The following is a 23,049-nucleotide window of genomic DNA, read 5'->3' as shown; positions in this document are numbered from 1 at the left end:
GCGCGCACCTGCACCTCGTCGTCCTCGAGGCTGATCTCGGGCGTAACCTCGATGGCCATCAGGCCAGGTCCTCTGCAGGCCCGACGGCGATCCGTTGGGTCATGGCCATCGGATGCCATGGTTTGCGCCGCCGCGCACGCTAGGCTATGGGAGCCGCGATGCGCGCCGCCCTCGTCACGCTCGTAACCCTTATTCCGACCGCCTCCGGCGGGCCGGTAAGGGGCTTCGTGCGGCTCTAGCGAGCCGGCCGCAGACCACCCGAACACCAGCCCCGCCGGGATCCGGACGGGGCTTTTTCTTTGGGCCCGTCCGCTCCCCGCCTTCCGGAGACCCTGATGGACCCGCCTGTGACGCTGCTTCCCTTGACGTTCGCGCAAAAAACCGCTTCACACCCCCGGCTTTGCTGCACCTGCGTTGCGCAGGCGCGGCAGGTTTCATTGTCCTAGGAGAACAATCATGCGCGTCTACTATGACCGCGACGCCGACATTTCCCGCATCCTGGACAAGAAGATCGCGATCGTAGGGTATGGTTCGCAGGGGCGCGCGCATGCGCTGAACCTGACCGACTCCGGCGCGAAGAACGTCGCCGTAGCGCTGAAGCCCGGCTCGGCCACCGCCAAGAAGGTGGAAGCCGACGGCCTGAAGGTGATGTCCGTCGCCGAGGCCGCGAAGTGGGCCGACGTGCTCATGGTGCTGGCCCCCGACGAGATCCAGCGCGACATCTACAAGGCCGACATCGAGCCCAACATCAGGGACGGCGCGGCGCTGCTGTTCGCCCACGGCCTGAACGTCCACTTCGGCCTGATCGAGCCCAAGGCCTCGGTCGACGTGCTGATGGTGGCGCCCAAGGGCCCGGGTCACACGGTGCGGGGCGAGTACCAGAAGGGCGGCGGCGTGCCGTGCCTGATCGCCGTCCACCAGGATGCGACGGGCGGGGCGATGGACCTCGGCCTGGCCTATGCGTCGGCCATCGGCGGCGGCCGCTCGGGCGTCATTGAGACCAACTTCCGCGAGGAGTGCGAGACCGACCTGTTCGGCGAACAGGCCGTGCTCTGCGGCGGGCTGGTGGAGCTGATCCGCGCCGGCTTCGAGACCCTGGTCGAGGCGGGCTACGCCCCCGAGATGGCCTACTTCGAGTGCCTGCACGAGGTGAAGCTGATCGTCGACCTCATCTACGAGGGCGGCATCGCCAACATGAACTACTCGATCTCGAACACGGCCGAGTACGGCGAGTACGTCACCGGCCCGCGCATCGTCACCGCCGAGACCAAGGCCGAGATGAAGCGCGTGCTGGAGGACATCCAGTCGGGCCGCTTCGTGCGCGACTGGATGACCGAGAACGCCGCCGGCCAGGCCAGCTTCAAGGCCACCCGCCGCAGGGGCGCCGAGCACCAGATCGAGGAAGTGGGCGGCCGCCTGCGGGCCATGATGCCCTGGATCACCAAGAACAAGCTGGTGGACACCGCGCGCAACTGATCCGCGCACCACACGACGAGCCGAACGGCCCGGGACGCCAAGTCCCGGGCCGTTTTCGTATCTTCCCCGTGGTCGGTCCGGCCCAGGCGCCCGACCCCTCCCGCCGCCGCCGTTTCGTGCTACCGTCGGGCTTCGAAGGGTTGTGGTCCGCCACGAGTCCCAGTGGCGCCGCGGCAGGCCAGACCCCGAACCCCTGGGTGCGGGAGACAGCCATGGCCACACCTCATCACATCGAAAACCCGTTCGAGTATGCCGTCGAGAAGTTCGCGTGGGCGGTGCGCGACTTCGCGAAGTTCCTCATCCCGCATCCCGAGCGACACGCCGGCCAGGTGGCCCCGCAGGTGCGCCGGATCGGGTTCGCCGACCTGCGCGCCGCGCTGCGCGAGGGCGCAGAAGACATGGGCGCGTTCCGCGACGACGTCCTCTTCGTCGGCCTGATCTATCCGATCGCCGGCATCGTGCTCGCGGCCATCGCTTTCAACGCCAACCTCTTGATGATGCTGTTCCCGCTGGCCTCGGGCTTTGCGATCCTGGGTCCCGTCGCCGCCACCGGCCTCTACGAGATGAGCCGCCGGCGCGAACTGGGCGAGCACGTCACCTGGCTCGACGCCATGAAGGTGTTCGCCAACCCCGCGATCGGCTCGATCATCGGCGTGGGCCTGATCCTGCTGTCGATCTTCGGCGTGTGGCTCGCAGTCGCCTACCAGATCGGCGTCGCCACCCTGGGCGCCGACACGCCGCCCACCCTGCGGGTGTTCCTGGAGAACGTCTTCCTCTCGCAAGCCAGCCCGACCCTGATCGTCGGCGGCATCGCGGTGGGGTTCCTGTTTGCGGTCGTGGCCTTCGCCATCAGCGTGGTCTCGGTGCCGCTGCTGCTCGACCGCGACCTCGGCCTCTGGATCGCCATCAAGACCTCGGTGAAGGCCGTGATGACCAATCCCGGGACGATGGCGGTGTGGGCGATGATCATCGCGTTCAGCCTGGCCCTGGGCTCGATCCCGGCCCTGGTCGGCCTGATCGTCGTGGTCCCGATCCTGGGCCACGCGAGCTGGCGCCTGTACCGCAAGATCGTCGTCTGACGTCGTCGGCGCTGAGCCCTCCTCCATCGCGGAGGAGGGCTCACGCCGCTAGTCGGCGCCGGACTTCCCCTTGCCCTTCGCGGGCGCCGCCTTGGCCGCGGCGGCCGCAGCGTCGGCGGCGGACTTGGCCGCGGCTTCGGCCGCTTCCTTCTCCTTCTGCCGTGCGCCGGCCAGGATGCCGGGGAGCGCGTAGTTGCCCTCGTGGCAGGCGTACTCGTAGACGCGGCCGTTCAGGGTGTTGAAGGTGTATTCGCCGCCCCAGGGCTTGTCCCAGAACTCCGGATCCTCGACCTGGAACTTGTAGAGGATCTTGGTGGGCGAGAGCCGGGTGAACCACTCGGTCACCTTCAGGTTCTTCCACGACCCCATGAACTGCTGCGATTCGGGGATGTTGGTGGTCTCGACCACCAGGGTGTCGCCCTCGTAGCGGCCAATACTGTCGCCCATCGTCGGCCGCAGGCCGTCGGTTCGGTGCGTCCCGTTCAGCCGGATGATCCGCGCGTCGTGGATCATCTCCACCTCGATCACCACCGCGTCGCGGGTCTGCACGATCTGATAGTTGTTGTTGTAGTAGCCGTTGGGCAGCATCGGCGGGCCGGTGTTGCGGCCGAAGCCCGAGATGCAGCGCTCGCCGTGGCTGCGGGTCTCGTAGCTGTCGTAGACGTCGCGGAACCCGCCCCCGCGCGCCGCCGGCGCGCCGGCCTTGCGGGCCGGCGGCATGCCGTTCTCCGTGGTCAGGATCGAGGTCCGGTACTGGCCGTTGATCTCCACCAGGTGGGTGCCGGGATCGATCCAGAAGGTGTTGTAGCCGCCGGTGTCACCGCCCGCGGCGATGAAATCGGGCCGGATCTCGACCAGCTTCGAGCCAGTGAGCTTGGCCTGCACCTCCTGGGTGGATTCGTTCTGGTCGGTCGGCGCGTCCGACTCGGCGAGCGCGTCGGCCCACAACTTCTCGAACGCCTTCGCTTCGGCCTGCGTCAGCACGGCCTTGTCCGAGATGCGGCGGTTGCGGGTGAGCGGCGTCAGCGTGGCGTTGGACCAGTAGCCGGAGAGGTCCGGCTGTCCCATGGCGTTGCGCGGCCGCTTCCAGCCGGCCGGCGGAATCGACGAACTCGCCGCCGCGGAGACCGGCGCCTTCTCAGGCGGCGCCGCGAAGGCCGTGAGGCCGAAACCGGTGGTCGCGAGCGCGGTCCCTAAAGCCAGAACGAGGGCGTGGCGCATAGGGTGATCCTCCCTGTAGTCTTTGCTGCGATCATACACCCGCCCGCCGCTGACGCACGGGAAGGTCATGCCGAAAGTTCGAAAAGCTCCGACCCGTGTCGTCTTGGGGCTGCGCCCGGCGTCGGCGCGCTCAGCCGTCGTCGATGCCGCGCTTCTGCTTGATCCACGCCCGGGCCGCCTTATGGCGCGACGCCCACAGACGGCGGTTATCCTTGGCGGCCTGCGGATCGCTGCGCCGGCGCTCGTAGGCCAGTTCCGCCTGCAGCTTCTCGTAGGCGCGGAGACGCTCGACCGGCAGGACGCCGGCTTCGATCGCCTCCCTGACGGCGCAGCCGGGCTCGCGGGTGTGGGTGCAATCGCCGAACCGGCACTGCCCGGCCAGATGCTCCACGTCCTCGAACACGGTCGAGACGCCGGCGCCGGCGTCCCACAGGCCCAGCTCCCGCATGCCCGGCGTGTCCAGGATCAGCCCACCGGACGGCAGCAGCACCAGTTCGCGATGCGTGGTGGTGTGCCGGCCGCGCGCGTCGTCCTCGCGGATCTCGGCGGTCGCCATCCGCTCCTCGCCGGCCAGGGCGTTCAGCAGGGTCGACTTGCCGGCCCCGGACGAGCCCAGCAGCACCGCCGTGCGGCCCGGCGGCAGGTGCGCCGCCACGGCGTCCAGCCCCTGGCCGGTCTTAGACGACACCGCCAGCACCGGCGCCCCGATCGCGATCGCCTCCACCTCGGCCACGGCCTCGGACGGGTCGTCCATGAGGTCGACCTTGGTCAGCACGACCACCGGGTCGGCCCCGCTCTCGTACGCGGTCGCCAGGTAGCGCTCGAGCCGTCGCAGGTTGAGGTCGGCGTTCAGCGAGGCGACCAGGAAGGCTACGTCGACGTTGGCTGCCACGACCTGGGCCCCGCCGCGCGGGCCCGACGCCTTGCGGATGAAGGCGGTCTTGCGCGGCAGCACATGGCGCACGAGCGCGGTGGTCTCGCCGGGTCGCGCCTCGATCGCCACCCAGTCGCCGGCGGCGGGCCGCTCGTCGTCGGCGGCTGACCTCAGGAGCGTGCCCGAGGCGCGGGCGTCCACCTCGCCGTCCTCGGTGATCAGGCGGTAGCCGCCGCGGTGCTGCACGACGATCCGGCCGGGGACGAAGCCGTCGGCCGCATAGGGTTTGAAGAGGTCCTGGAGCTCAGGGCTCCAGCCGTATTGGGTCAACAATGGAGATGTCCTTGGATCAGCGAGCCAGTCAGGCGTCGACGCCAGGGCATCCCCTGTCGGGGGGATGAGCTGCCGCTAGGCAGCGCGCAGCGCGACGCAGCGAAGGGCTGCGTGGGCAATGGGCGACATCACGAACCTCTCCTTTGCTGCGGGTTGCGCCGAATGCGGCGGACCTTGGCGACCGGGCCGCGGTCCGTCAAGAAGACCTTGGGAGAAGGAGCGCGCCATGGCCGACGTCGACGTGACCAACAACACCGAGCGTCACCGGTTCGAGGTGAACCTGGAGGGCCACACCGCCTTCGCCGAGTACCGCCTGAAACCCGGCCAGATCGTCCTGCCCCACACCGTCGTGCCGCCCGAGTTCGAAGGGAAGGGCGTCGCCAGCGCGCTCGCCCGCTTCGCCTTCGGCTACGCCCGCGATAACGGACTGAAGGTGATCCCGACCTGCCCCTTCATGGCCGGCTGGGTGAAGAAGCATCCCGCGCAGCACGATATCGTCGACGAGAGCTGCCGCGAGCCGCTGGGCCTGCCATGAACCTCGAGCGCACGACCCTCGACGGCGTCGCCGTCCTGCGGATCAACCGGCCCCCGGTGAACGCGCTCGACCTGCCCACCATCCTGGCGCTGGAGACCGCGTTTGCGCGCATGGGCGACGAGCGCCCGGCGGGCCTGGTGCTGACCGGCGCGGGCGGCGTCTTCTCAGCCGGTGTCGACACCCGGGCCTTCGCCGCCTACTCGGGCGGCGAGCGGGCGGAGATGATCTGGGCGATCACCCGCATGGTCCACCGGCTCTACGGCCTGGCGTTCCCGACTGTGGCGGCGATCGGCGGCCACGCCCTGGGCGGTGGGCTCGTCATGGCCCTGGCCTGCGACCTGCGCATCGCCGTGGACGTCCCCGACGCCAAGCTGGGCCTCACGGAGGCCCGCGCTGGTGTCCCGTTCCCTGCCGGTCCGCTGGAGGTGATCCGCGCCGAGCTGTCGCCGTCGCTGCTCCGCCGCATGACCCTGACCAGCGCGGTTCTGGCCCCGGCCGAGCTCCACGCCCTGGGCGTCGTCGACACCCTGCATGCCGCCGAGGCGCTGGAGGCGGCGGCGATCGTCGCCGCCAGGGAGCTCGCCGCGCAGCCGGCCTTCGGCACGGTCAAGCACCAGCTCCGCGGCGCCACGCTCACCCGGCTGGCGCAACTCGCCGCCTCGGGCGACGATCCGCTCACCCACGCGCTGCGGGGAGGCTGATCCGGGTCCAGCCGCCGACTAGGCCCAGGGCAGGGCGGCCTCGCCCCGCAGAATGGCTTCGACCTCGGGCCGGTGCTTGGCCCCTCCGCGGTCGTGCAGGACCAGCGCCGGCAACAGCTTCAACGGGGCCTTCCCGGTCTTGATGGCGCGCACAAGCACCCGCTTCGCCGGCTCGTCGGCGAAAGGATGGATCGGCCGCACCTGGAACGACCCGCACTTCGGCGCCAGCAGGGCCAGCAGGTCGGCCAGCCGATCGGCCCGGTGGATCACCGTGACCGTCCCGCCCTCGCGCACGGCCTTCCCCAGGAACTCGGTCCAGGCCATCAGGCCTTCGTCGGCCATCCAGGCCGCCGCCTTCTCGGGCGCCGGGCCGCGCAGCGCCGCCGGGTCGTCGAAGAACGGCGGATTGGCCAGCGCTGCGTCGAAGGGCGCGAGCCCCAGCGTCGAGAACCGCTGCGACACGTCGCCGGCGACCGCTTCCACGCGGTCCTCCAGGCCGTTCAGGGAGATATTCTCCTGCGCCAGCGCCAGCGCCTCGGCCTCGCGCTCCACGCCGGTGAAGCTGGACTCAGGATTGCGCGAGGCGGCCGCCAGCAACGCTGCGCCGGGGCCGCAGCCAGCCTCCAGCACCCGCTGCCCCGCCTTCGCGTCGCAGGCTGCGGCCAGCAGCGCCGCGTCCATCCCCGCCCGGTAGCCGCGGACCGGCTGGCGCAGGCGGATGCGTCCATCCAGCAGGCGGTCCTCGGTCGTGGCATCCATCCGGCGGGCCTTGGTGTAGAAGGGACTGAACGTGATCGGCTGCGGTCGCTTGACCGTGCCCTATCGCGTCACCATTGTCCCGGCAAACGGCGGACGGCCTCCATCCGGACGCCTGACACGGTAAGTAGGATACGTCGTTTGGAAGCCGCCCAGGCCGTCGCCGGCCCGCCCTCCCTGGACCTGCTGCTGAAGCTGGCGGGCCCCGACATGCGCGCTGTGGATGGCCTGATCCGCGAGCACATGGACAGCCCCGTGCCGGTGATCCCGGCGCTGGCCGACCACCTGATCGCCGGCTCCGCCAAGCGCCTGCGGCCGCTGCTCACCATCGCCGCCGCCCGCCTATGCGGCGCCCGCGACGACGCCTGCCTGAAGCTCGCCGCCGCCGTCGAGTTCATCCACACCGCCACCCTGCTGCACGACGACGTGGTGGACAGCTCCCAGCTGCGCCGCGGCCGCGTCGCCGCCCACCTGATCTGGGGCGCCCCGGCCAGCGTGTTGGTCGGCGACTTCCTGTTCGCGCGCGCCTTCGAGCTTATGGTGGGCGCAGGCTCCATGCCGGCGCTGGAGATCCTGGCCCGGGCCAGCCGCGTGATCTCCGAGGGCGAGGTGCTGCAGCTCACCCGCAGCCACGACCTGGACCTGACCCAGGACGTCTACATCGAGATCATCAAGGCCAAGACCGCCGAGCTGTTCGCCGCCGCGGCCGAGGCCGGCGCGGTGTCCGCCGACGCCTCGCCCGAGCGCTGCCGGGCCATGCGCAAGTTCGGCCAGGACCTGGGCCTGGCCTTCCAGCTTATCGACGACGCGCTGGACTACTCTGGAGACGCCGACACCCTGGGCAAGAACCCGGGCGACGACTTCCGGGAAGGCAAGGTCACCCTGCCGCTGTTGCTCGCCATGCAGCGCACGGCCGGCTCCGAGCGCGACTTCTGGGTCCGAACCGTCGACCGGCGCGAGCAGCAGGAGGGCGACCTCGACCACGCCCGCGAGCTGATGCGCGAAACCGGCGCGCTGGACGAGACCCTGGCGCTCGCCGGCCGCTACGCCGACACCGCCAAGGCGGCCATCGGCGGCGACTACGGCTCCAACAGCTGGCGCCCAGCCCTCCAGGACCTCGCCGACTTTGCTGTGATGCGCCGGGCCTAGATGTTGCGAAACTCGTGGGTCCACGGACGGCCCGCGACGGCATCGAAGCCCAGCGCTTCCCAGAACCGCTCAGCACCCGGGTTGCCGGCGTGGACCGTCACCAGCCGCGTGAGGTTCAGCGCTTCGCTCAGGAGCGCATTGGCGATCGCGCGGGCGACGCCCGAGCGCCGGGCACGCTGCGCCACGTAAAGCCGGCGCATGCGGTAGGCCTCGCCGGAACTGGCCTGGGGCTCGACGGTCAGTCCGCCGACGCCCACCAGCTCGCCGCCCTCGAACGCCGCGAGCAGGGCCGTGAACATCTCCGGCGTGGCGGCCATGTCCTGCGCGAGGCGGCTCATATGTCTGTGCCCCTCCGCGTCCGCCTCGGCGCGCAGATCCTCGAACCCGATTGGCAGTTCGTCCGCGATCCGGACCAGCTGGACCATCAGCCCGGGCTGATCATCTTCTCCGGCCGCACGTACTCGTCGAACTCCTCGTTCGTCAGATAGCCGCCGCCCACCGCCTCCTCGCGAAGGGTGGTGCCGTTCTTGTGCGCGGCCTTGGCGATCTTGGCGCAGTTGTCGTAGCCGATCTTGGTGTTGAGCGCCGTGACCAGCATCAGCGAGCGTTCGAGCGCGGCCTTGATGTTGTCCTCGCGGGCCTCGATGCCGGCCACGCAGTTGTCGGTGAACGAGATCGCGGCGTCGCCCAGCAGTCGGCACGACTGCAGGAAGTTGTAGGCCATCACCGGGTTGAAGACGTTCAGCTCGAAGTGGCCCGAGGCGCCGGCGAAAGTCATGGTCGACTGGTTCCCGAACACCTGCGCGCAGACCATGGTCAGGGCCTCGCACTGGGTGGGGTTGACCTTGCCCGGCATGATCGACGAGCCGGGCTCATTTTCGGGCAGGGCCAGCTCGCCGAGGCCGGAGCGCGGTCCCGAGCCCAGGAAGCGGATGTCGTTGGCGATCTTGAACAGCGAGCCGGCGACCGTGTTGATCGCGCCGTGGCTGAAGACCATGGCGTCGTGGGCGGCCAGGGCCTCGAACTTGTTGGGCGCGGTCACGAAGGGCAGGTGGGTGATGGCGGCGATCTTCTTGGCCACCAGCTCGGCGAAGCCCACGGGGGCGTTCAGGCCCGTGCCCACAGCGGTGCCGCCCTGGGCCAGCTCATAGAGGCCGTAGAGGCTCTCCTTGATGCGCCGCACGCCGTTGGCCAGTTGCTGGCGATAGCCGCCGAACTCCTGGCCTAGTGTCAGCGGCGTGGCGTCCTGGGTGTGGGTTCGGCCGATCTTGATGATGTGGGCGAAGGCCTGTTCCTTGACCTTCAGGGCCGCGTGCAGGTGCTCCAGCGCCGGCATCAGCTCCTTGGCCACCTGCTCGGCGCAGGCGATGTGCATGGCCGTCGGATAGGTGTCGTTCGACGACTGGCTCATGTTGACGTGGTCGTTGGGGTGGACGGGCTTCTTCGAGCCCATCACGCCGCCCATCATCTCGATCGCCCGGTTCGAGATCACCTCGTTGGCGTTCATGTTCGACTGGGTGCCGGAGCCGGTCTGCCAGACGACCAGCGGGAAATGGTCGTCGAGCTTGCCGTCGATGACTTCCTGGGCGGCGGCCACGACGTACTTGCAGATCTCGGGGTCGAGCCGGCCCAGCTCCATGTTGGCCTCGGCCGCGGCGCGCTTGACGACACCCAGGGCGCGGATCACCGCCTTGGGCTGCTTCTCCCAGCCGATCTTGAAGTTGCCGATGGAGCGCTGGGACTGGGCGCCCCAGTAGCGGTCGGACGCGACCTCGATGGGGCCGAAGGTGTCGGTCTCGGTGCGGGTCGCGCTCATGGATGTCCCCCAGGCTGTGAGGGCTCCACCGTTTACCCCCTGGCCGGAAGACTGCAAGCCGCCGGGCGGCTATGACGTGCGCGATGAGCGAAGTCTGGATCCAGCACGGCAAGGTGCGCGCCCGCGAGGCGGACGGCCTACTGGAGGTGAGCGTCGACGGGCTGACGACCCAGGCCAAGTATTACAAGCCGCTGATCTACGAGTTCTTCCGCAAGGCCTGGCGCGGCTCGCGGCCGTCCTGGGGCGAGTTCTCGGTGGAGATCGGGATGGAGTACGTGGGCGAGCCGCCGTGGCTCGACCTCGACAACCTGGCCAAGGCGATCCTCGACGCCATCAAGGGCTACGCTTTCCACGACGACGCCCAGGTCGCCCGGCTCCTGGTGGAACGCCGACCTGGCGAGCGCGAGCGGATCACGGTGACCGTGCGCCGGCTGTCCTGAAACGAAAACCGGCCGCGCCCGGGGTGCAGGGGCGCGGCCGGCTCTCTTTCGCGATCCGTCCGAATGGGGGACGGGCGGATCAGCGGTACTGCTGCAATCGCGTCGTGCGCAGTCCGGGCATGCCGTGACGTTCGATCGAGCGCTGCCAGGAGATGAACTCGTCGTTGGTCAACGAGTAGCGCTCCAGCGCTTCTTCGAGCGTGATCAGCCCGCCCCGCACGGCCGCGACAACCTCGGCCTTACGGCGGATCACCCACCGACCTGTGTTCGGCGGCGGCAGATCGTTCTTCGTCAGAGGCGCGCCGGTCGGGCCGATGACATAGGCTTCGCCTCGGCTGTTCGTGCGCGTCTGTTGCTGTTGAAGCATGGGCTTTCTACCGCCTCACCATCACTGATAGAGGCCCAACGTAACCCAAGGCCCCTAACAGGCGCTGAATCGCCTTAGTAAAGAAACGCCTAACCACGGGACCCTCCGTGTACCATTTTAATACAGTAGAGATCATCGAAAGGTTTTGGCCTCGGTTAACGATCAGTATCAGCGCTTGATGTTGATAAGTTCTTCCAACATCTGATCAGCGGTGGTGATGATCTTCGACGAGGCCGAGTAAGCTTTCTGCGTCTGGATCAGGCCGGTGAACTCAGCAGACAGGTCGACGGTCGAAGCTTCGAGGCTGGAAGGCGAGATCTTGCCCGCGCCGCCGACGCCCGCTTCCTTGATCGTCATCTCGCCCGCGTCGTCGGTGCGCCGGTAGGCGTTGCCGCTGACCTGCGCGAGCGAGTCCGCGTTCGGGAAGGTGGCGATGCCGACCTTGGCGATCGTGCGGATCTGGCTGTTGTCGTAGATCGCCGAGACGACCCCTTCCTCGCTGACCTCGATCGCCACGATGTTGCCGACGCCAGCGCCGTCGTTGGTGATCGCGTTCACGGTCGAGGTGGAGGAGTACTGGGTGATTTTCGTGAGATCGAGGTCGATGGTCTGCCCGGCCAGGCCGAGGCCGTCGGCCCAGGCCGGCGCCACGGCCGTGCCCGTCGCCGTCGAGTCGGCGAGGGTCAGGCTCGGGGTGGCGCCCGCGGCGCCGAACAGCGTCGTCGTGGCGAGGTCGATCGTGCCGTCGGAATTGAACATCACCTGGCCCGCGGCGAGGCGGCCAGGGACGCCGCCGGCGCCGTTGTCCACGTCGCTGGCGGGGATCGAGTAGATTTCCGCGTGCCACGTGTTCGGCGTCGCCGCGTCCGTCTTCAGGAAGGCGATGGCGAGCTTGCGCGACCCGCCGGTGGAGTCGACGACGTTCATCTCGACGGTGAAGTCCGGGCGTGTGCCGGTCGTGTCGTCGTCGGCGTAGTGCGCCATCGAGACCGTCGCCGGGTTGTAGGTGGCCTCGCCGGCGGACACCACGGCCGCCTTGTCCAGGTTGGCGCTGATGCCGACGTTTCCGGTCGGCGTGACCGCTGCGCCCAGGTTCTTGACGTTGATCGCGTCGAGGTTGGAGAGGTCGGACGGATTGACGTTGAACGTCCCGTCGGCCTGCACCGGCCAGCCCTGTAGGTAGAGCTTGGCGTCGTTGACCAGGTAGCCGTCGGCGTCGACGCTGAACGAGCCCTGGCGGGTGAAGTTGCGCGCGTCGGCCGCGGTCAGGCCCGCGCCCTTGTCGGTGACGATGAAGAAGCCGTCGCCGGAGATGGCGAGGTCCGTCGCCGAGCCGGACGACTGGATCAGGCCCTGCTGGCTGACGAACTGCCGGGTGATGCCCTGCACGCCGCCGGCCGAGTACTTGCCCTTCACCGCCTGGGCGGTGACGACGTTGGCGAAGTTCACCTGGTTGCGCTTGTACGCGACCGTGTTCACGTTCGCGATGTTGTCCGAGATCGCGGCCAGCGCAGACGAATTGGCCACCAAGCCAGAGACGCCGGCGAGCATGGCGGAATTGATGCTCATGGTTCTGTTCCGTTCTTGTCCTTAGGCGGATCCGCGTCCTGCGGAGGGTCGGCCGGTCAGGCCGCCGCTGGGGTCGACGTTTCTTCGTCGTCAGGGTTGTTGGTGTTCGAGTTCGACGCCGTCTGGGTGTCGTCGGTCTCGGGTTCGGGAGCCTGGCGGATCAGGGTGATCTTTTCCCAGGGAATCTGGGCGCCGCCGATGGTGACGAGGGTCTGGCCGTCGACCTGCTGCACGCCGGTCACGACGCCCTGGGCGACGATGCCCGTGGGCACTGCCGAGCCTTCGCTGTCCTTGGCCGTGACGCGCAGGCTGTAGACGCCGTCCGCGGCGGTGGAGCCGCCGGCGGTCTTGCCGTCCCACTTGAAGGTGTGCTCGCCGGCGTTGTTGTCGCTGGGCGCGATCGTCTGGACCACGCGGCCCTTGGAATCGAGTACCTCGATCTTCACGTCGGACGCCGCGCGGTCGAGCTTGTAGACCCACTCGGCCTTGCCGCCCGAGAGCGCGGCGAGGTCGGAGTCGGCGCGCACTTCCTTGCCGATCAGGCTGACGGCCGTGGCGACGCCCGAGCCGGTGTTCCCCACCAGCTTCTCGAGCAGGTCGTTGGTCAGGAGCTGCTGCTCCACGCCCGTCATCTGCACCAGCTGCTGGGTGAACTGGGTGGAGTCCATCGGCGCCAGCGGGTCCTGGTTCTTCAGCTGCGTGGTGAGCAGCGACAGGAACGTGTCGAAGTTCTCGGCCAGGCGCGCCCGCCCGGTGGCGGAGGCGGCGGCTGTCGTGGAGGAGACGGCGTCGACCATGGTCAGATCCTCAGGTCCAGGCCGGCGTTCACACCCCGGCGCAGGCGCAGCGCGCCCTGGGCGGCGGCGTCAGCCGCGTCGCCCGCAGTTTCGAGAGCGGCCCGGAAGGCCTGGCCGCGGAAGGCGCGGCCGTTGTCGTCCTGGTCCTGCCAGGCCTGGCCCTGTTGGCGGCCGTGGTCGGCCACGTCGAACGAAAGCCCGCCCGAGAGGTCGAAGCCGGCTTGCTCGAGCGCCCGCTGCAGCTCGGCGGCGCGCGACTTCAGGTCCTGCGCCGACTGGGCGTTGTCGAACAGCATGGACGCCGTCAGCTGGCCGTGCGCGCCGATCTCGACGCGGACGTCCACCTTGCCCAGGCCCTGCGGGTTCAGTTCGACGTCGAAGCGGGTGGTCTGGCCGTCCAGCTTCTTGATGATCTGCGCCGCCAGGTGGGCGACGGTCTCGGGCGAACCACGCACGGCATGCGTCGAAAGCACCGTCGGGGCGGCCGAGTGCTCGGCGGCGCGGGTCTCGGCGGGCAGCGACGCCTCGGGCGCGTCGGCGACGACCTCCGCCTCGGGCGCGGCGAGTTCCGGGCCCTTCGCCTCGGTCGAGGCGGCCGCGGACTTCGCAGCGCCGTCGACGGCCTTGGCATGGACCGGCTTGTCGGCGGCCTGCAGCGGCTTCAGGTCGGAATGGCTCTCGGCTTCGGCGACGGTCTTCGCGCGATCGCTGCGGTGCGAGCGGGCGGCCGGCGCCGGCGGCGCTTCGGGCTTCGAGGCGGACTGGCTGGCGGCCAGGGCCTGGGCCTGCGGGGCGGCGACGTCGGGCGCGGCCGCCTCAGGCGCAACCGCCTCGGTCGGCGCAGGGGGCGGCGCGGCCGGCGCGTCGAGCTGGATGTCGGCTGTCGGGGGCGGCGCGGGAGCGTTCGCGACGACCGCGGCCGGCGCGGCGGCCTTGGCGGCCGCTTGTGCGAGACCCCGCTGCGCGGCGGCCGGCGCGTGCCCGGTGGGCGCCTCCTCGGCGATTTCGGTCGCCGGCGCGGAGGCATCGTCCGTCGCTTCGGGGGCAAGCTCGAGCTTGCCGGCCAGGTCGGCGCGGGGATTGGCGTTCAGGATCGCGGGCTGCGCAGGCGCGCCCTTGGCCTTGTCACGGCCCCATGCGTGGGCGGCGGGTGTGGTCGCGGTGGTCTGATCGGGCTGGACGGTCGGCCCCGGCTGGGCGACCTGGGCCGTGGCGAGCATCGCGGCGGCGTCCGAACCGAGCACAGGGGCGGCCTGGGGCTCGGTCGCGGGGACGGCCAGCGACTCGTCGACCGGGGCGTCTTCCACGTCCGGCGCAGGCGCGAACAGGGGTGCCGTCTGCGGCGCCGCGACCGCGCCGGGCGCCGTCGCCTCGGGCGCGCCTGCCGGCGCGCCCTGCGGGAACAGCGCGGCGAGCAGGGCGTCGAAGCCGGCGGATGCGCCTGCGCCCGCTGCACCCTTGGCGGAGGCAGCAGCGCCGGCTGGGCCGGCGGCGGAGGCGTTGGACGCAGTGTTGATCGCGGACGCGGTCATGGGCCCCTGGAAGCAAAAGCTTCGAAGCGGGAGGCTTCGATGTGAGGGATGGCGCGTCCTGCGCCGAACATTCGGACCTTCCTGAGCAACCTCCGCGCCAGTTGGTCAGGGGGCTGATTTTAAAGGAAAAAGAGCCATCTCGGGACGGGCTAAGGCGCCGCTTGCGGAGGAATTTGCCGAGCCGACTGCGACCCGGTGGGGCATTCCCTGCCGCCCACCCGATCCGGCCTCGTCCGGACCGTCCGGCCCGCCGCTGCCGCAACTGGCGCCGCTCTTGCGCTTCAATCTGTGAACTCATCCGGTCCATGGAAGGACCCATGTTGAAACTATTGAAGAATTTCCGGCCTGACGCGCGAGCGTTCACCATTGCCTCGGCAGAATCCGCCGGGTCACGCGTCAGCCTTTGCCGGGCGGAGCCTTAATTCATGTCGCTCAGCGCCACCCTCCTGACCGCCTCTTCGGGCCTCCAGGCCGCGCAGGCCTCGCTGCGCACGGTCTCGGACAACATCGCCAACGTGAACACGCCCGGCTACGTGCGAAAGGCGGTCAACCAGGAGTCCCTGGTCGTCGACGGCGCCGGCATGGGCGTGAAGATCGACGGCATCCGGCGCGTCACCGACCAGTACCTGCAGCTGGCCTCGCTCACCGCCTCGTCCGACGCCCAGCGGTGGTCGGCGGTCTCGCAGTACCTCGACAACGCCCAGAGCCTGTTCGGCGATCCCGGCAACGACGGCTTCTTCTTCAACCGGCTGGACAAGATCTTCTCGGCCTTCTCGACCCTGGCCGATGACCCGTCGTCCACGCTGCTGCGCGGCCAGGCGTTGTCCAATGTGCAGGACTTCCTGACCGAGGCCGACCGGATCAACAGCCAGATCGTCTCGCTGGGCGACACGGTCGAGACCCGCATCACCGCCGGCGTCGACCGCGCGAACCACCTGCTCGAGCAGATCTCGATCCTGAACGCCGACATCAAGCGCGCGAGCCTGGTCGGCGCCGACGCGTCGGGCTCGGAGAACATCCAGAGCCAGCTGCTCGACGAGCTGTCGGGCCTGATGAACGTCCGCATCGCCCCCCGCACGGGCGGGGGCGTGGACGTGCGTTCGGTGGAAGGCGTGCTGCTGGCGGGCGACCAGCCCGCGAAGCTCACCTACGTCTCCACGGACTCGACGCCGGGCTACATCACCGCGCGCGCGTCCGGCAGTAACGCCGACCAGCCGATCCAGCTCACCAGCGGCGAGCTCAAGGGTCTGACCGAGCTGCGCGACGTAGAGCTGCCCAAGCTCTACGACCAGCTGGGCGAGTTCGTCTCGAAGGCGGTCGACCAGCTGAACGCGGCGCACAACGACGCGGCAGCTTATCCGGCTCCGGCGACCATGGCTGGGCGCAACACGGGCCTCGACCTGCCGACGGCGGTCAGCGGTTTCAGCGGGACTTCGACGATCGCCATCGTCAACGCCGCGGGCGTCATGCAGCGGACGGTGGCCGTCGACTTCACCGCCGGCACGATCTCGGTGAACGGCGGCGCCGGGGCGGCCTTCACGCCGGCCACCTTCCTGGCCGACCTCAACACCGCACTCGGCGGGGCGGGCAGCGCCACCTTCGCGGGCGGCGCGCTGACCCTGAACGCCACCGGCGGCAACGGCCTTGCGATCGACGAAGGCACGTCGCAGAAGGCCGGCCGCGGCTTCTCGCACTTCTTCGGCCTGAACGATCTCATCAAGCAGACCGGCCAGACCAACTATGCGACCGGCCTGACCGCCGCCAGCCCGCACGGGTTCACGCCCGGCGACCAGATCAACTTCCGGCTCTCGTATCCCGACGGCCGGCCGATCCGCGACGTGGCGATCACCGTGCCCGCCGGTGCCAACATGAGCGACCTGCTCAACACCCTGAACAACAATGCGACCGGCGTCGGCCTCTATGGCTCATTCAGCCTCGACGCCAACGGTGTGCTGGCCTTCTCGGGCGCGGCGCCGCTGGACGCCAAGCTGTCGGTGGTGACCGACAACACCGAGCGCGGCGCGGGCGGCCCGTCGATCAGCGAGTTCTTCGGCCTGGGCGTCCTGGAGCGCTCGACGCGCGCGGGCCGCTTCGAGCTCAATCCGACGCTGCTGTCGGATCCCACCAAGATGTCGGTCGGCAAGGTCGACGTGACCGCCGCCATCGGCCAGGTGGCCGTCCGTCCGGGCGACGGGCAGGGCGCGCTGGGCCTGGCCACGATCGGCGAGGTCCCGACGCAGTTCCAGGCCGCCGGCTCGCTGGGCCAGGTGACCATGTCGCTCAGCCGCTATGCCTCTGAGTTCGGCGGCACGATCGGCCGCGGCGCCGCGGCCGCCGAGACCCGCAAGGCGAGCTCCGAGGCGGTGGCCCGCGAGGCCACGACCCGCCGGCAGGCCGTCGAGGGCGTGAACCTCGACGAGGAGCTCGTGAATCTCACCACCTATCAACAGGCGTTCAGCGCCTCCGCCCGCATGATCCAGGCAGCCAGCGACCTCTTCGATGTCCTGGTGAACATGGTCTGAGGAGTCCGCCATGGTCACTCGCGTCACCACCCCCGGGAACTACTCCGCCGTCCTGAGCAACCTGCTGGCCGCCCAGCAGCGTCAGATGGAGGCCGGCAACAGGGTCGCGACCCAGAAGAACGGTCAGGACCTGAAGGACTACGCCCAGTCGTCCGAGCTGATGACCGCCATGCGCACGGTGCAGACGCGCATCGGCGCGTTCCAGGACCAGAACAAGCTGCTGCGCGACAAGCTCTCGACGCAGGACACCGGTCTCGTCCGCGTCGCCGACGCCGCCCAGGCCGTTCGGCAGATCTTCTCCGAGGCCATCGCCTCGGGCCGCGTCGACACGCTGGTGGAGGACGTCCAGGCCCAGCTGAGCAGCGCCGTGGAGGCGATGAACGGACGCTACGGCGGCAAGTACCTGTTCGCTGGCGGCCAGGTGGACACGCGCCCGGTGACCGTGACCTCGCTGTCTCAGCTCACCGCCGGCCCGCCCATCTCCAGCTTCTTCCTGAACGACCAGTTCCAGGTGACCGCCAAGCTGGACGAGGCCACCACGGTCAATACCGGCTTCCTCGCCGACGATATCGGCACGGCGATGATGCAGGCGTTCCAGGCGTTCCAGGCGTTCCAGGAGGGCGCGAGCGGGCCCTTCGTCGGCCAGATGACCGACGCCCAGCGGGCGTTCCTGGAGGGCCAGCTCGCCGATTGGGATACGGTGCGCTCGAACGTCACCAACCTGGCCGCCCAGAACGGCACGAACCAGAAGCGCCTGGACACCATCGCCGAGGATCTCCAGAGCCGTGCGAACGCGCTGGCCGGTATGCTGGGCGACATCACCGACGCCGACATGGCCCAGGCCGCGGCCGACCTGCAGACGGCGCAGCTGTCGGTGCAGTCGGCGGCCTATGTGTTCCAGGCGCTGAAGGAATCCTCGCTGCTGAACGTGCTGCGCTAAGCGGCCGCTCTCCCATTAAGGGCGCATCGGGACTATATCGGCGCCCATGAACGCCCCGGTCCTCGTCCCCGACCGCCTGAGCGACGGCCTGATCGAGGCCGCGCGCGCGGCCGTGCGCCTGCCGGCCGGAACCCGGATCGTGGCCGCCATGTCGGGCGGCGTCGACTCCACGGTGACCGCGGCGCTGCTGGCGCGGGCCGGCTACGACGTCGTCGGCGTGACGCTGCAGCTCTACGACCACGGCGCGGCGATCCAGAAGAAGGGCGCCTGCTGCGCCGGGCAGGATATCCACGACGCACGGACGGCCGCCGACGCCATCGGCATCCCGCACTACGTGCTCGACTACGAGAGCCGCTTCCGCGAGCAGGTGATCGAGGACTTCGCCGACGCCTACCTCCGCGGCGAGACGCCGATCCCGTGCGTGCGCTGCAACCAGACGGTCAAGTTCCGCGACCTCCTGGACGTGGCCCGCGACCTGGGCGCGGAAGCCATGGCCACCGGCCACTATGTCCGCCGCGACGTTGGCGACGCCGGCCCCGAGCTGCACCGGGCCGCCGATCCGGCGCGCGACCAGTCGTACTTCCTGTTCGCGACGACTCCCGAGCAGCTGGCCTACCTGCGCTTCCCGCTGGGCGCGCTGCCGAAGCCGGCGGTGCGGGCGGCGGCGGCCGAGCTGGGCCTGGCGGTGGCCGACAAGCCCGACAGCCAGGACATCTGCTTCGTGCCGGAAGGCCGCTACACCACGGTCATCGACCGCCTGCGCCCGCACGGCGCGGAAGCGGGCGACATCGTGCACCTGGACGGCCGCACACTCGGCCGCCACGAGGGCGTTACCCGCTACACCATCGGCCAGCGCCGGGGGCTGAACGTGGCGGTGGGCGACCCGCTGTTCGTGGTGAAGATCGACGCCGACAAGCGCCAGGTGATCGTGGGCCCGCGCGAGGCGCTGCTGACCCATGCGCTGACGCTGAAGGAAACCAACTGGATCGGCGACATGCCGTCGATCGCGACCGCCTGCGACGCGGGCAGGCCGGTGCTGGCGCGCGTCCGCTCGACGCGCGAGCCGGCGCCTGGCCGCCTGGGCCTCGTCGACGGCGCGCCGGGCGTGATCTTCGATGCGCCGGAAGAAGGCGTGGCGCCCGGCCAGGCCTGCGTGCTCTACGCGCCGGAAGCCCCTAGCCGCGTGCTGGGCGGCGGGTTCATCATGGGTACGGTCCGCAACCTCTGACGGAGCCGGGCGATGGACGCTCGCCAGCTCGTGGACATCGCCTGCGACGAGGATCCGCGCGCGCCGTGCCTGTGGATGCCGTCCGACCTGTTCCCGGAGTTCTGCGACGCCATCCGCCAGCAGCCGAACGTGGTCGGCGCGGTCATCTACCGCAACAAGACGGTCCGCGACGGCGGGCCGTACTCCGACATCACGACAAGGCGCCCCTAGGGAAGCTGGTTTTCGACAACCCATGAATTTATATCGAGCGCCATGACCCAAGCTTCCGATCCCGTCGTCATCGCCTCCTACGCCCGCACCCCGATGGGCGGTTTCCAGGGTGTCCTCACCGGCGTGAAGGCCACCGAACTTGGCGCCGCGGCGGTGAAGGCGGCCGTCGAGCGGGCCGGCGCGGCGCCGGACGCCATCGAACAGATCGTCATGGGCTGCGTCCTGCCCGCGGGCCTCGGCCAGGCGCCGGCGCGCCAGGCGGCGCTGGGGGCGGGCCTGCCCAGGTCGGTCGAGGCCACGACCGTCAACAAGATGTGCGGCTCGGGCATGCAGGCCGCGATCATGGCGCACGATGCGCTCGCTGCCGGCTCGGTGGATGTGATCGTCGCGGGCGGCATGGAGAGCATGACCGGCGCGCCCTACCTGATGACCAAGCACCGCGGCGGCGCCCGCATCGGCCACGACACCATGTTCGACCACATGTACCTGGACGGCCTCGAGGACGCCTACGAGCCCGGCCGGCTGATGGGGTCGTTCGCAGAAGAGTCGGCGCGCAGCTACCAGTTCACCCGCGAGGCGCAGGACGAGTACGCCATCGGCTCGCTCGCCAAGGCCAAGGCGGCCATCGAGAGCGGCGCCTTCAAGCGCGAGATCACGCCGGTGACCGTCTCCGGCCGCAAGGGCGACACGGTGGTCGATACCGACGAGCAGCCGCTGAAGGCCGACCCGTCGAAGATCCCGACGCTGCGGCCCGCCTTCGCCAAGGACGGCACGATCACGGCGGCGAACGCCAGCTCCATCTCGGACGGCGCCGCGGCGCTGGTCATGACGCGCGAGAGCGTGGCGCGGAAGCTGGGCATGAAGATCGTGGCGCGGGTGGCGAGCCACGCGGCGCACGCCCACGAGCCGGGCCTCTTCACCACTGCGCCGGTCCCGGCGGTCCAGAAGGCGTTGAAGCGCGCCGGCTGGAGCGTGGACGACGTCGACCTCTTCGAGATCAACGAGGCCTTCGCCGTGGTGGCCATGATCGCCGAGCGCGATCTGGGCATCGACCGAGCCAAGCTCAACGTCAACGGCGGCGCGTGCGCCTTGGGCCACCCGATCGGGGCGTCCGGCGCGCGCATCCTGGCCACCCTGCTGGCGGCGCTGGAAGCGCGCGGCGGCAAGAAGGGCGTGGCCTCGCTGTGCATCGGCGGCGGCGAGGCGACGGCCATGGCGGTCGAGCTGGCCTGAGGCCGCGTCCCTTCCCTTGATGGGGAGGGTGGCGAGCGAAGCGAGACGGGTGGGGAGGAGTCGATCCTCCCCGACCTCCCCGCTTCGGCCCGCACTTCCCCACCCTGGCCGCCCGCGCGGCCTGTCCCTCCCCATTAAGGGAGGGAAGGGCTCACAGGGTCTTCGCCACCGCCTCCATCTGATCCGCCACGATGCCCCAGCCTTCGTGGAAACCCATCTGTTCGTGCTGCTTCAGCTTGTCGACGGTCGGGTGGCCGGCGCGGGCGATGTAGAGGGTCTTGCCGTCGGCCTGCGGCTCGAAGGTGAGCGTGGCGGTCATCATCCCGCCGTCCTCGGCCGGGACCCAGCCTTCGGTGAAGGCGTCGGTGAAGACGATCTTCTCGTTCGGCACGATCTCCAGATAGACGCCGCGGTTCGGGAAGACCTCGCCATCGGGGCCGTACATGACGTTCTCCGAGGCGCCGCCCGGCTTCAGCTCCATCTTGGTGACCTCGGCGCGCCAGGGCTGCGGGCAGAACCACTCGGGGAACCGCTCGGGCGTCGTCCAGAGCTTGAACAGCTGCTGCGGCGTGGCGTCCACGAGGCGGGCCAGCACCAGCTCACGCTCGTTTTTCGGGGCGATGTCGACGGGGGTAGCCATACTTGTTTCTCCTCGGGGGGGCAGGGTGGTGTTCCGCGTTTTGCCCCCCTAGGACGGCAGGGCCGCCCCTGCCCCGACAGGACCGTGAATTATTTTTGTCCGCCCCCTGCCATGGCGGTCATCTGTTCCATGTTGATGGTCATTTCGCGACCTCCCGGCACGGAGATCCTGGCGTCGCCGCCCTTCATGCCGGCCGGACAGGCCCCCTCCCACCGGGCGGTCAGGGTCATCTCGCTGGTCCGGTTGGCCTGCGGCATCGACGATCCGGTCGTCGTGCTGGTGGCCTTGACCGTATAGGCCGAGTTGAAGTCGCCGCTGACCGTGCCCTTGCCCGAGCTACGGCCCATCGAGCCCATGTCGCACTCGCTCTCGAAGGCGAAGCCGCCGGGCACGGCGGTGACGACGTTCTTGGCGCACATCTCCTTCGAGGCCGCCTGGCCCCAGATGGTCATCTTGGCGTCGGTGTCGGCGTCGATGCACAGCTTCATCGTCTGCGTGGCGCCCTCGGTGTTGATGGTGTGGGCCCAGAGGCCGGGCTTGCGCTTGGGCAGCGTCACCGGCCCGGCCGGCGCGGTCGCGCTCGCCGCAGCCCCCGCCCCTTCGGCCGTCGCGGCCTTGTCTTCCTTCTTCGAGCAGGCGGCGAGGGCGACGAGGCCCATGGCCAGGACGGCTGTGACTCGCATCTTGATCTCTCCGTTCGCGTTCCCCAGCTTCGAGCCTAGCGGCCCAGGGAGCCTGATCAATGTCCGAACTGCCCCCAAATGCGCTGAGGGACACCGGCGACCGCTACGAGATGGACGAGGAGGGTCTCACCTCCTACGCCGACTACCGCAAGACGGGCGAGCGGCTCTACATCGACTACGTCTTCAGCCCCGTGCCCCTGCGCGGCACCGGCGCCTCGGGCCGGCTGATGGCGGCGCTGGCAGCGGACGCGCGGGCCAAGGGCCTGACGATCACCCCCATCTGCGGGTACGCGGCCGCCTGGCTGCGGCGGAGCCACGAGTTCCGCGACCTGGTGGCGTAGGCCCTCGCGCGCCGCAGGCGCAGTCATTTTGGAACCACGGACCAACACGGACCATCACCGACGTGAGGCGGCGCGGCTCGGGCGTTGGCCCGGTCCGTCCGTGATGGTCGGTGATGGTCCGTGGTTGAAACAGGGGCGCTTCGCGCCGTCAGCCGGTGTTGGGCCAGGGGACCGGCGGGTCGTCGGCGGAGGCCGGGTCGGTGGCCGGCGGGGCGGCGTCGAACTCGGGGTCGTCCGGGTCGCGACGGCGCAGCTCGGGGTCGGGGAAGAAGGTGGGTTCGGGGAGGTCTGGCCAGCGGTCGGCCAGGTCTTCGGGCAACCCTAAGTCCAACGGGTCCCGGTCTTGGGCTTTTCGCCCAAACCGGGATGACAATTGTGAGGGAGGGCGGACGGGGATGGCGTGTCGAGCGCGGCGTCGCTACATCCCCGCCATGGCCGAAGCGTTCAACGATCTTGCCCTGCCGGACGAGAAGGCCGCGCGGTACGCCGCCGTGGCCGAGGAGATCGGTGCGGTGCTCGACGGCGAGCCGAATGTCGTCGCGCGGATGGCGACGGTGAGCTCGATGCTGGCCAACAGCTTCGAGAGCTATTTCTGGACCGGGTTCTA

General features: G+C 69.7%; 24 protein-coding genes and 1 pseudogene. 13 read left to right on the top strand and 12 right to left on the bottom strand.

The features are described 5' to 3' along the window. The first annotated feature begins 456 nt into the window (after window positions 1-456). Entirely contained in the window at window positions 457-1,476 is a 1,020-nt protein-coding gene (gene ilvC / locus VGD44_RS22115; RefSeq protein ID WP_331090541.1) for a ketol-acid reductoisomerase, read from the top strand. Between the two features lie 212 nt (window positions 1,477-1,688). Next, window positions 1,689-2,555: a DUF2189 domain-containing protein gene (locus VGD44_RS22110; protein ID WP_331090540.1), complete on the top strand. Its 867-nt coding sequence runs from the start codon at window positions 1,689-1,691 to the stop codon at window positions 2,553-2,555. Between the two features lie 48 nt (window positions 2,556-2,603). Here the strand turns inward: VGD44_RS22110 and VGD44_RS22105 are convergent, their stop codons facing one another. After that, a complete protein-coding gene (locus VGD44_RS22105; RefSeq protein ID WP_331090539.1) occupies window positions 2,604-3,776 on the bottom strand; it encodes a hypothetical protein in 1,173 nt (390 codons plus the stop codon). 130 nt (window positions 3,777-3,906) lie between these two features. Beyond that, window positions 3,907-4,983, bottom strand: a complete 1,077-nt coding sequence (rsgA, locus tag VGD44_RS22100; RefSeq protein WP_331090538.1) for a ribosome small subunit-dependent GTPase A — start codon at window positions 4,981-4,983, stop codon at window positions 3,907-3,909. Window positions 4,984-5,209: 226 nt separating this feature from the next. Here rsgA and VGD44_RS22095 point away from each other — a divergent pair, with 226 nt between their 5' ends. Both VGD44_RS22095 and VGD44_RS22090 read left to right on the top strand, forming a co-directional pair. Further along, window positions 5,210-5,518: a GNAT family N-acetyltransferase gene (locus tag VGD44_RS22095; protein WP_331090537.1), complete on the top strand. Its 309-nt coding sequence runs from the start codon at window positions 5,210-5,212 to the stop codon at window positions 5,516-5,518. Continuing rightward, window positions 5,515-6,219 (top strand): enoyl-CoA hydratase/isomerase family protein, encoded by a 705-nt coding sequence (locus VGD44_RS22090; protein WP_331090536.1) that lies wholly within the window; start codon window positions 5,515-5,517, stop codon window positions 6,217-6,219. The genes VGD44_RS22095 and VGD44_RS22090 overlap by 4 nt, the downstream gene beginning before the upstream one ends. 18 nt (window positions 6,220-6,237) lie before the next feature. On the opposite strand, the gene VGD44_RS22085 is transcribed toward VGD44_RS22090, so the two are convergent. Further along, a complete protein-coding gene (locus VGD44_RS22085) occupies window positions 6,238-6,978 on the bottom strand; it encodes a tRNA1(Val) (adenine(37)-N6)-methyltransferase (protein WP_331090535.1) in 741 nt (246 codons plus the stop codon). A 174-nt stretch (window positions 6,979-7,152) separates the two neighbouring features. On the opposite strand from VGD44_RS22085, the gene VGD44_RS22080 reads away from it, so the two are divergent. Next, on the top strand, window positions 7,153-8,124 hold the full coding sequence (locus VGD44_RS22080; protein ID WP_331090542.1) for a polyprenyl synthetase family protein: 972 nt from the start codon (window positions 7,153-7,155) through the stop codon (window positions 8,122-8,124). Here VGD44_RS22080 and VGD44_RS22075 read toward each other — a convergent pair. Both VGD44_RS22075 and fumC read right to left on the bottom strand, forming a co-directional pair. Continuing rightward, on the bottom strand, window positions 8,121-8,549 hold the full coding sequence (locus VGD44_RS22075) for a GNAT family N-acetyltransferase (protein ID WP_331090534.1): 429 nt from the start codon (window positions 8,547-8,549) through the stop codon (window positions 8,121-8,123). The two genes, VGD44_RS22080 and VGD44_RS22075, sit on opposite strands and share 4 nt — an antisense overlap. After that, window positions 8,549-9,940: a class II fumarate hydratase gene (gene fumC / locus VGD44_RS22070; protein WP_331090533.1), complete on the bottom strand. Its 1,392-nt coding sequence runs from the start codon at window positions 9,938-9,940 to the stop codon at window positions 8,549-8,551. Before fumC ends, VGD44_RS22075 begins: the two co-directional genes overlap by 1 nt. An 83-nt stretch (window positions 9,941-10,023) precedes the next feature. Here fumC and VGD44_RS22065 point away from each other — a divergent pair, with 83 nt between their 5' ends. Next, window positions 10,024-10,380 carry a RusA family crossover junction endodeoxyribonuclease gene (locus VGD44_RS22065; protein ID WP_331090532.1) on the top strand — a complete coding sequence of 119 codons (357 nt, stop codon included), beginning with the start codon at window positions 10,024-10,026 and terminating at the stop codon, window positions 10,378-10,380. 79 nt (window positions 10,381-10,459) lie between these two features. On the opposite strand, the gene VGD44_RS22060 is transcribed toward VGD44_RS22065, so the two are convergent. From VGD44_RS22060 to VGD44_RS22045, 4 genes are all read right to left on the bottom strand, one after another. Continuing rightward, window positions 10,460-10,747, bottom strand: coding sequence for a DUF1153 domain-containing protein (locus tag VGD44_RS22060; protein ID WP_331090531.1), 288 nt, complete (start codon window positions 10,745-10,747; stop codon window positions 10,460-10,462). A 168-nt stretch (window positions 10,748-10,915) separates the two neighbouring features. Beyond that, complete coding sequence (locus tag VGD44_RS22055; RefSeq protein ID WP_331090530.1) at window positions 10,916-12,316, bottom strand: flagellar hook protein FlgE; 1,401 nt, start codon at window positions 12,314-12,316, stop codon at window positions 10,916-10,918. A gap of 56 nt (window positions 12,317-12,372) precedes the next feature. Next, window positions 12,373-13,113 (bottom strand): flagellar hook assembly protein FlgD, encoded by a 741-nt coding sequence (locus VGD44_RS22050; RefSeq protein WP_331090529.1) that lies wholly within the window; start codon window positions 13,111-13,113, stop codon window positions 12,373-12,375. Window positions 13,114-13,115: 2 nt separating this feature from the next. Further along, window positions 13,116-14,645: a flagellar hook-length control protein FliK gene (locus tag VGD44_RS22045; RefSeq protein ID WP_331090528.1), complete on the bottom strand. Its 1,530-nt coding sequence runs from the start codon at window positions 14,643-14,645 to the stop codon at window positions 13,116-13,118. Window positions 14,646-15,070: 425 nt separating this feature from the next. On the opposite strand from VGD44_RS22045, the gene flgK reads away from it, so the two are divergent. The 5 genes from flgK to VGD44_RS22020 are packed head-to-tail and all read left to right on the top strand — an operon-like array spanning window position 15,071 to window position 20,778. Further along, complete coding sequence (flgK, locus tag VGD44_RS22040; protein ID WP_331090527.1) at window positions 15,071-17,167, top strand: flagellar hook-associated protein FlgK; 2,097 nt, start codon at window positions 15,071-15,073, stop codon at window positions 17,165-17,167. A 10-nt stretch (window positions 17,168-17,177) separates the two neighbouring features. Then, on the top strand, window positions 17,178-18,107 hold the full coding sequence (locus VGD44_RS22035) for a flagellin (RefSeq protein ID WP_331090526.1): 930 nt from the start codon (window positions 17,178-17,180) through the stop codon (window positions 18,105-18,107). A 46-nt stretch (window positions 18,108-18,153) separates the two neighbouring features. After that, entirely contained in the window at window positions 18,154-19,335 is a 1,182-nt protein-coding gene (mnmA, locus tag VGD44_RS22030; protein ID WP_331090525.1) for a tRNA 2-thiouridine(34) synthase MnmA, read from the top strand. Window positions 19,336-19,347: 12 nt separating this feature from the next. After that, complete coding sequence (locus VGD44_RS22025; RefSeq protein WP_331090524.1) at window positions 19,348-19,545, top strand: hypothetical protein; 198 nt, start codon at window positions 19,348-19,350, stop codon at window positions 19,543-19,545. A gap of 42 nt (window positions 19,546-19,587) precedes the next feature. Continuing rightward, on the top strand, window positions 19,588-20,778 hold the full coding sequence (locus VGD44_RS22020; RefSeq protein WP_331090523.1) for an acetyl-CoA C-acyltransferase: 1,191 nt from the start codon (window positions 19,588-19,590) through the stop codon (window positions 20,776-20,778). A gap of 151 nt (window positions 20,779-20,929) precedes the next feature. On the opposite strand, the gene VGD44_RS22015 is transcribed toward VGD44_RS22020, so the two are convergent. Then, window positions 20,930-21,418, bottom strand: coding sequence for an SRPBCC family protein (locus VGD44_RS22015; protein WP_331090522.1), 489 nt, complete (start codon window positions 21,416-21,418; stop codon window positions 20,930-20,932). Between the two features lie 89 nt (window positions 21,419-21,507). Next, window positions 21,508-22,101, bottom strand: a complete 594-nt coding sequence (locus tag VGD44_RS22010) for a DUF3617 domain-containing protein (protein ID WP_331090521.1) — start codon at window positions 22,099-22,101, stop codon at window positions 21,508-21,510. 59 nt (window positions 22,102-22,160) lie between these two features. On the opposite strand from VGD44_RS22010, the gene VGD44_RS22005 reads away from it, so the two are divergent. Beyond that, complete coding sequence (locus tag VGD44_RS22005) at window positions 22,161-22,442, top strand: GNAT family N-acetyltransferase (RefSeq protein WP_331090520.1); 282 nt, start codon at window positions 22,161-22,163, stop codon at window positions 22,440-22,442. A gap of 148 nt (window positions 22,443-22,590) precedes the next feature. Here VGD44_RS22005 and VGD44_RS22000 read toward each other — a convergent pair whose 3' ends face one another. Next, the gene (locus VGD44_RS22000) at window positions 22,591-22,761 is read right to left on the bottom strand and encodes a hypothetical protein (RefSeq protein ID WP_331090519.1); all 171 of its coding nucleotides are present in this window, start codon (window positions 22,759-22,761) and stop codon (window positions 22,591-22,593) included. Window positions 22,762-22,873: 112 nt separating this feature from the next. Between VGD44_RS22000 and VGD44_RS21995 the strand changes: the two are divergent. Next, window positions 22,874-23,049, top strand: a pseudogene (locus tag VGD44_RS21995) (GAF domain-containing protein); the annotation flags it as partial.

It is taken from the genome of Phenylobacterium sp., assembly GCF_036402295.1.
Lineage (GTDB): Bacteria > Pseudomonadota > Alphaproteobacteria > Caulobacterales > Caulobacteraceae > Phenylobacterium.
This window is presented reverse-complemented; position numbering and strand designations above follow the sequence as displayed.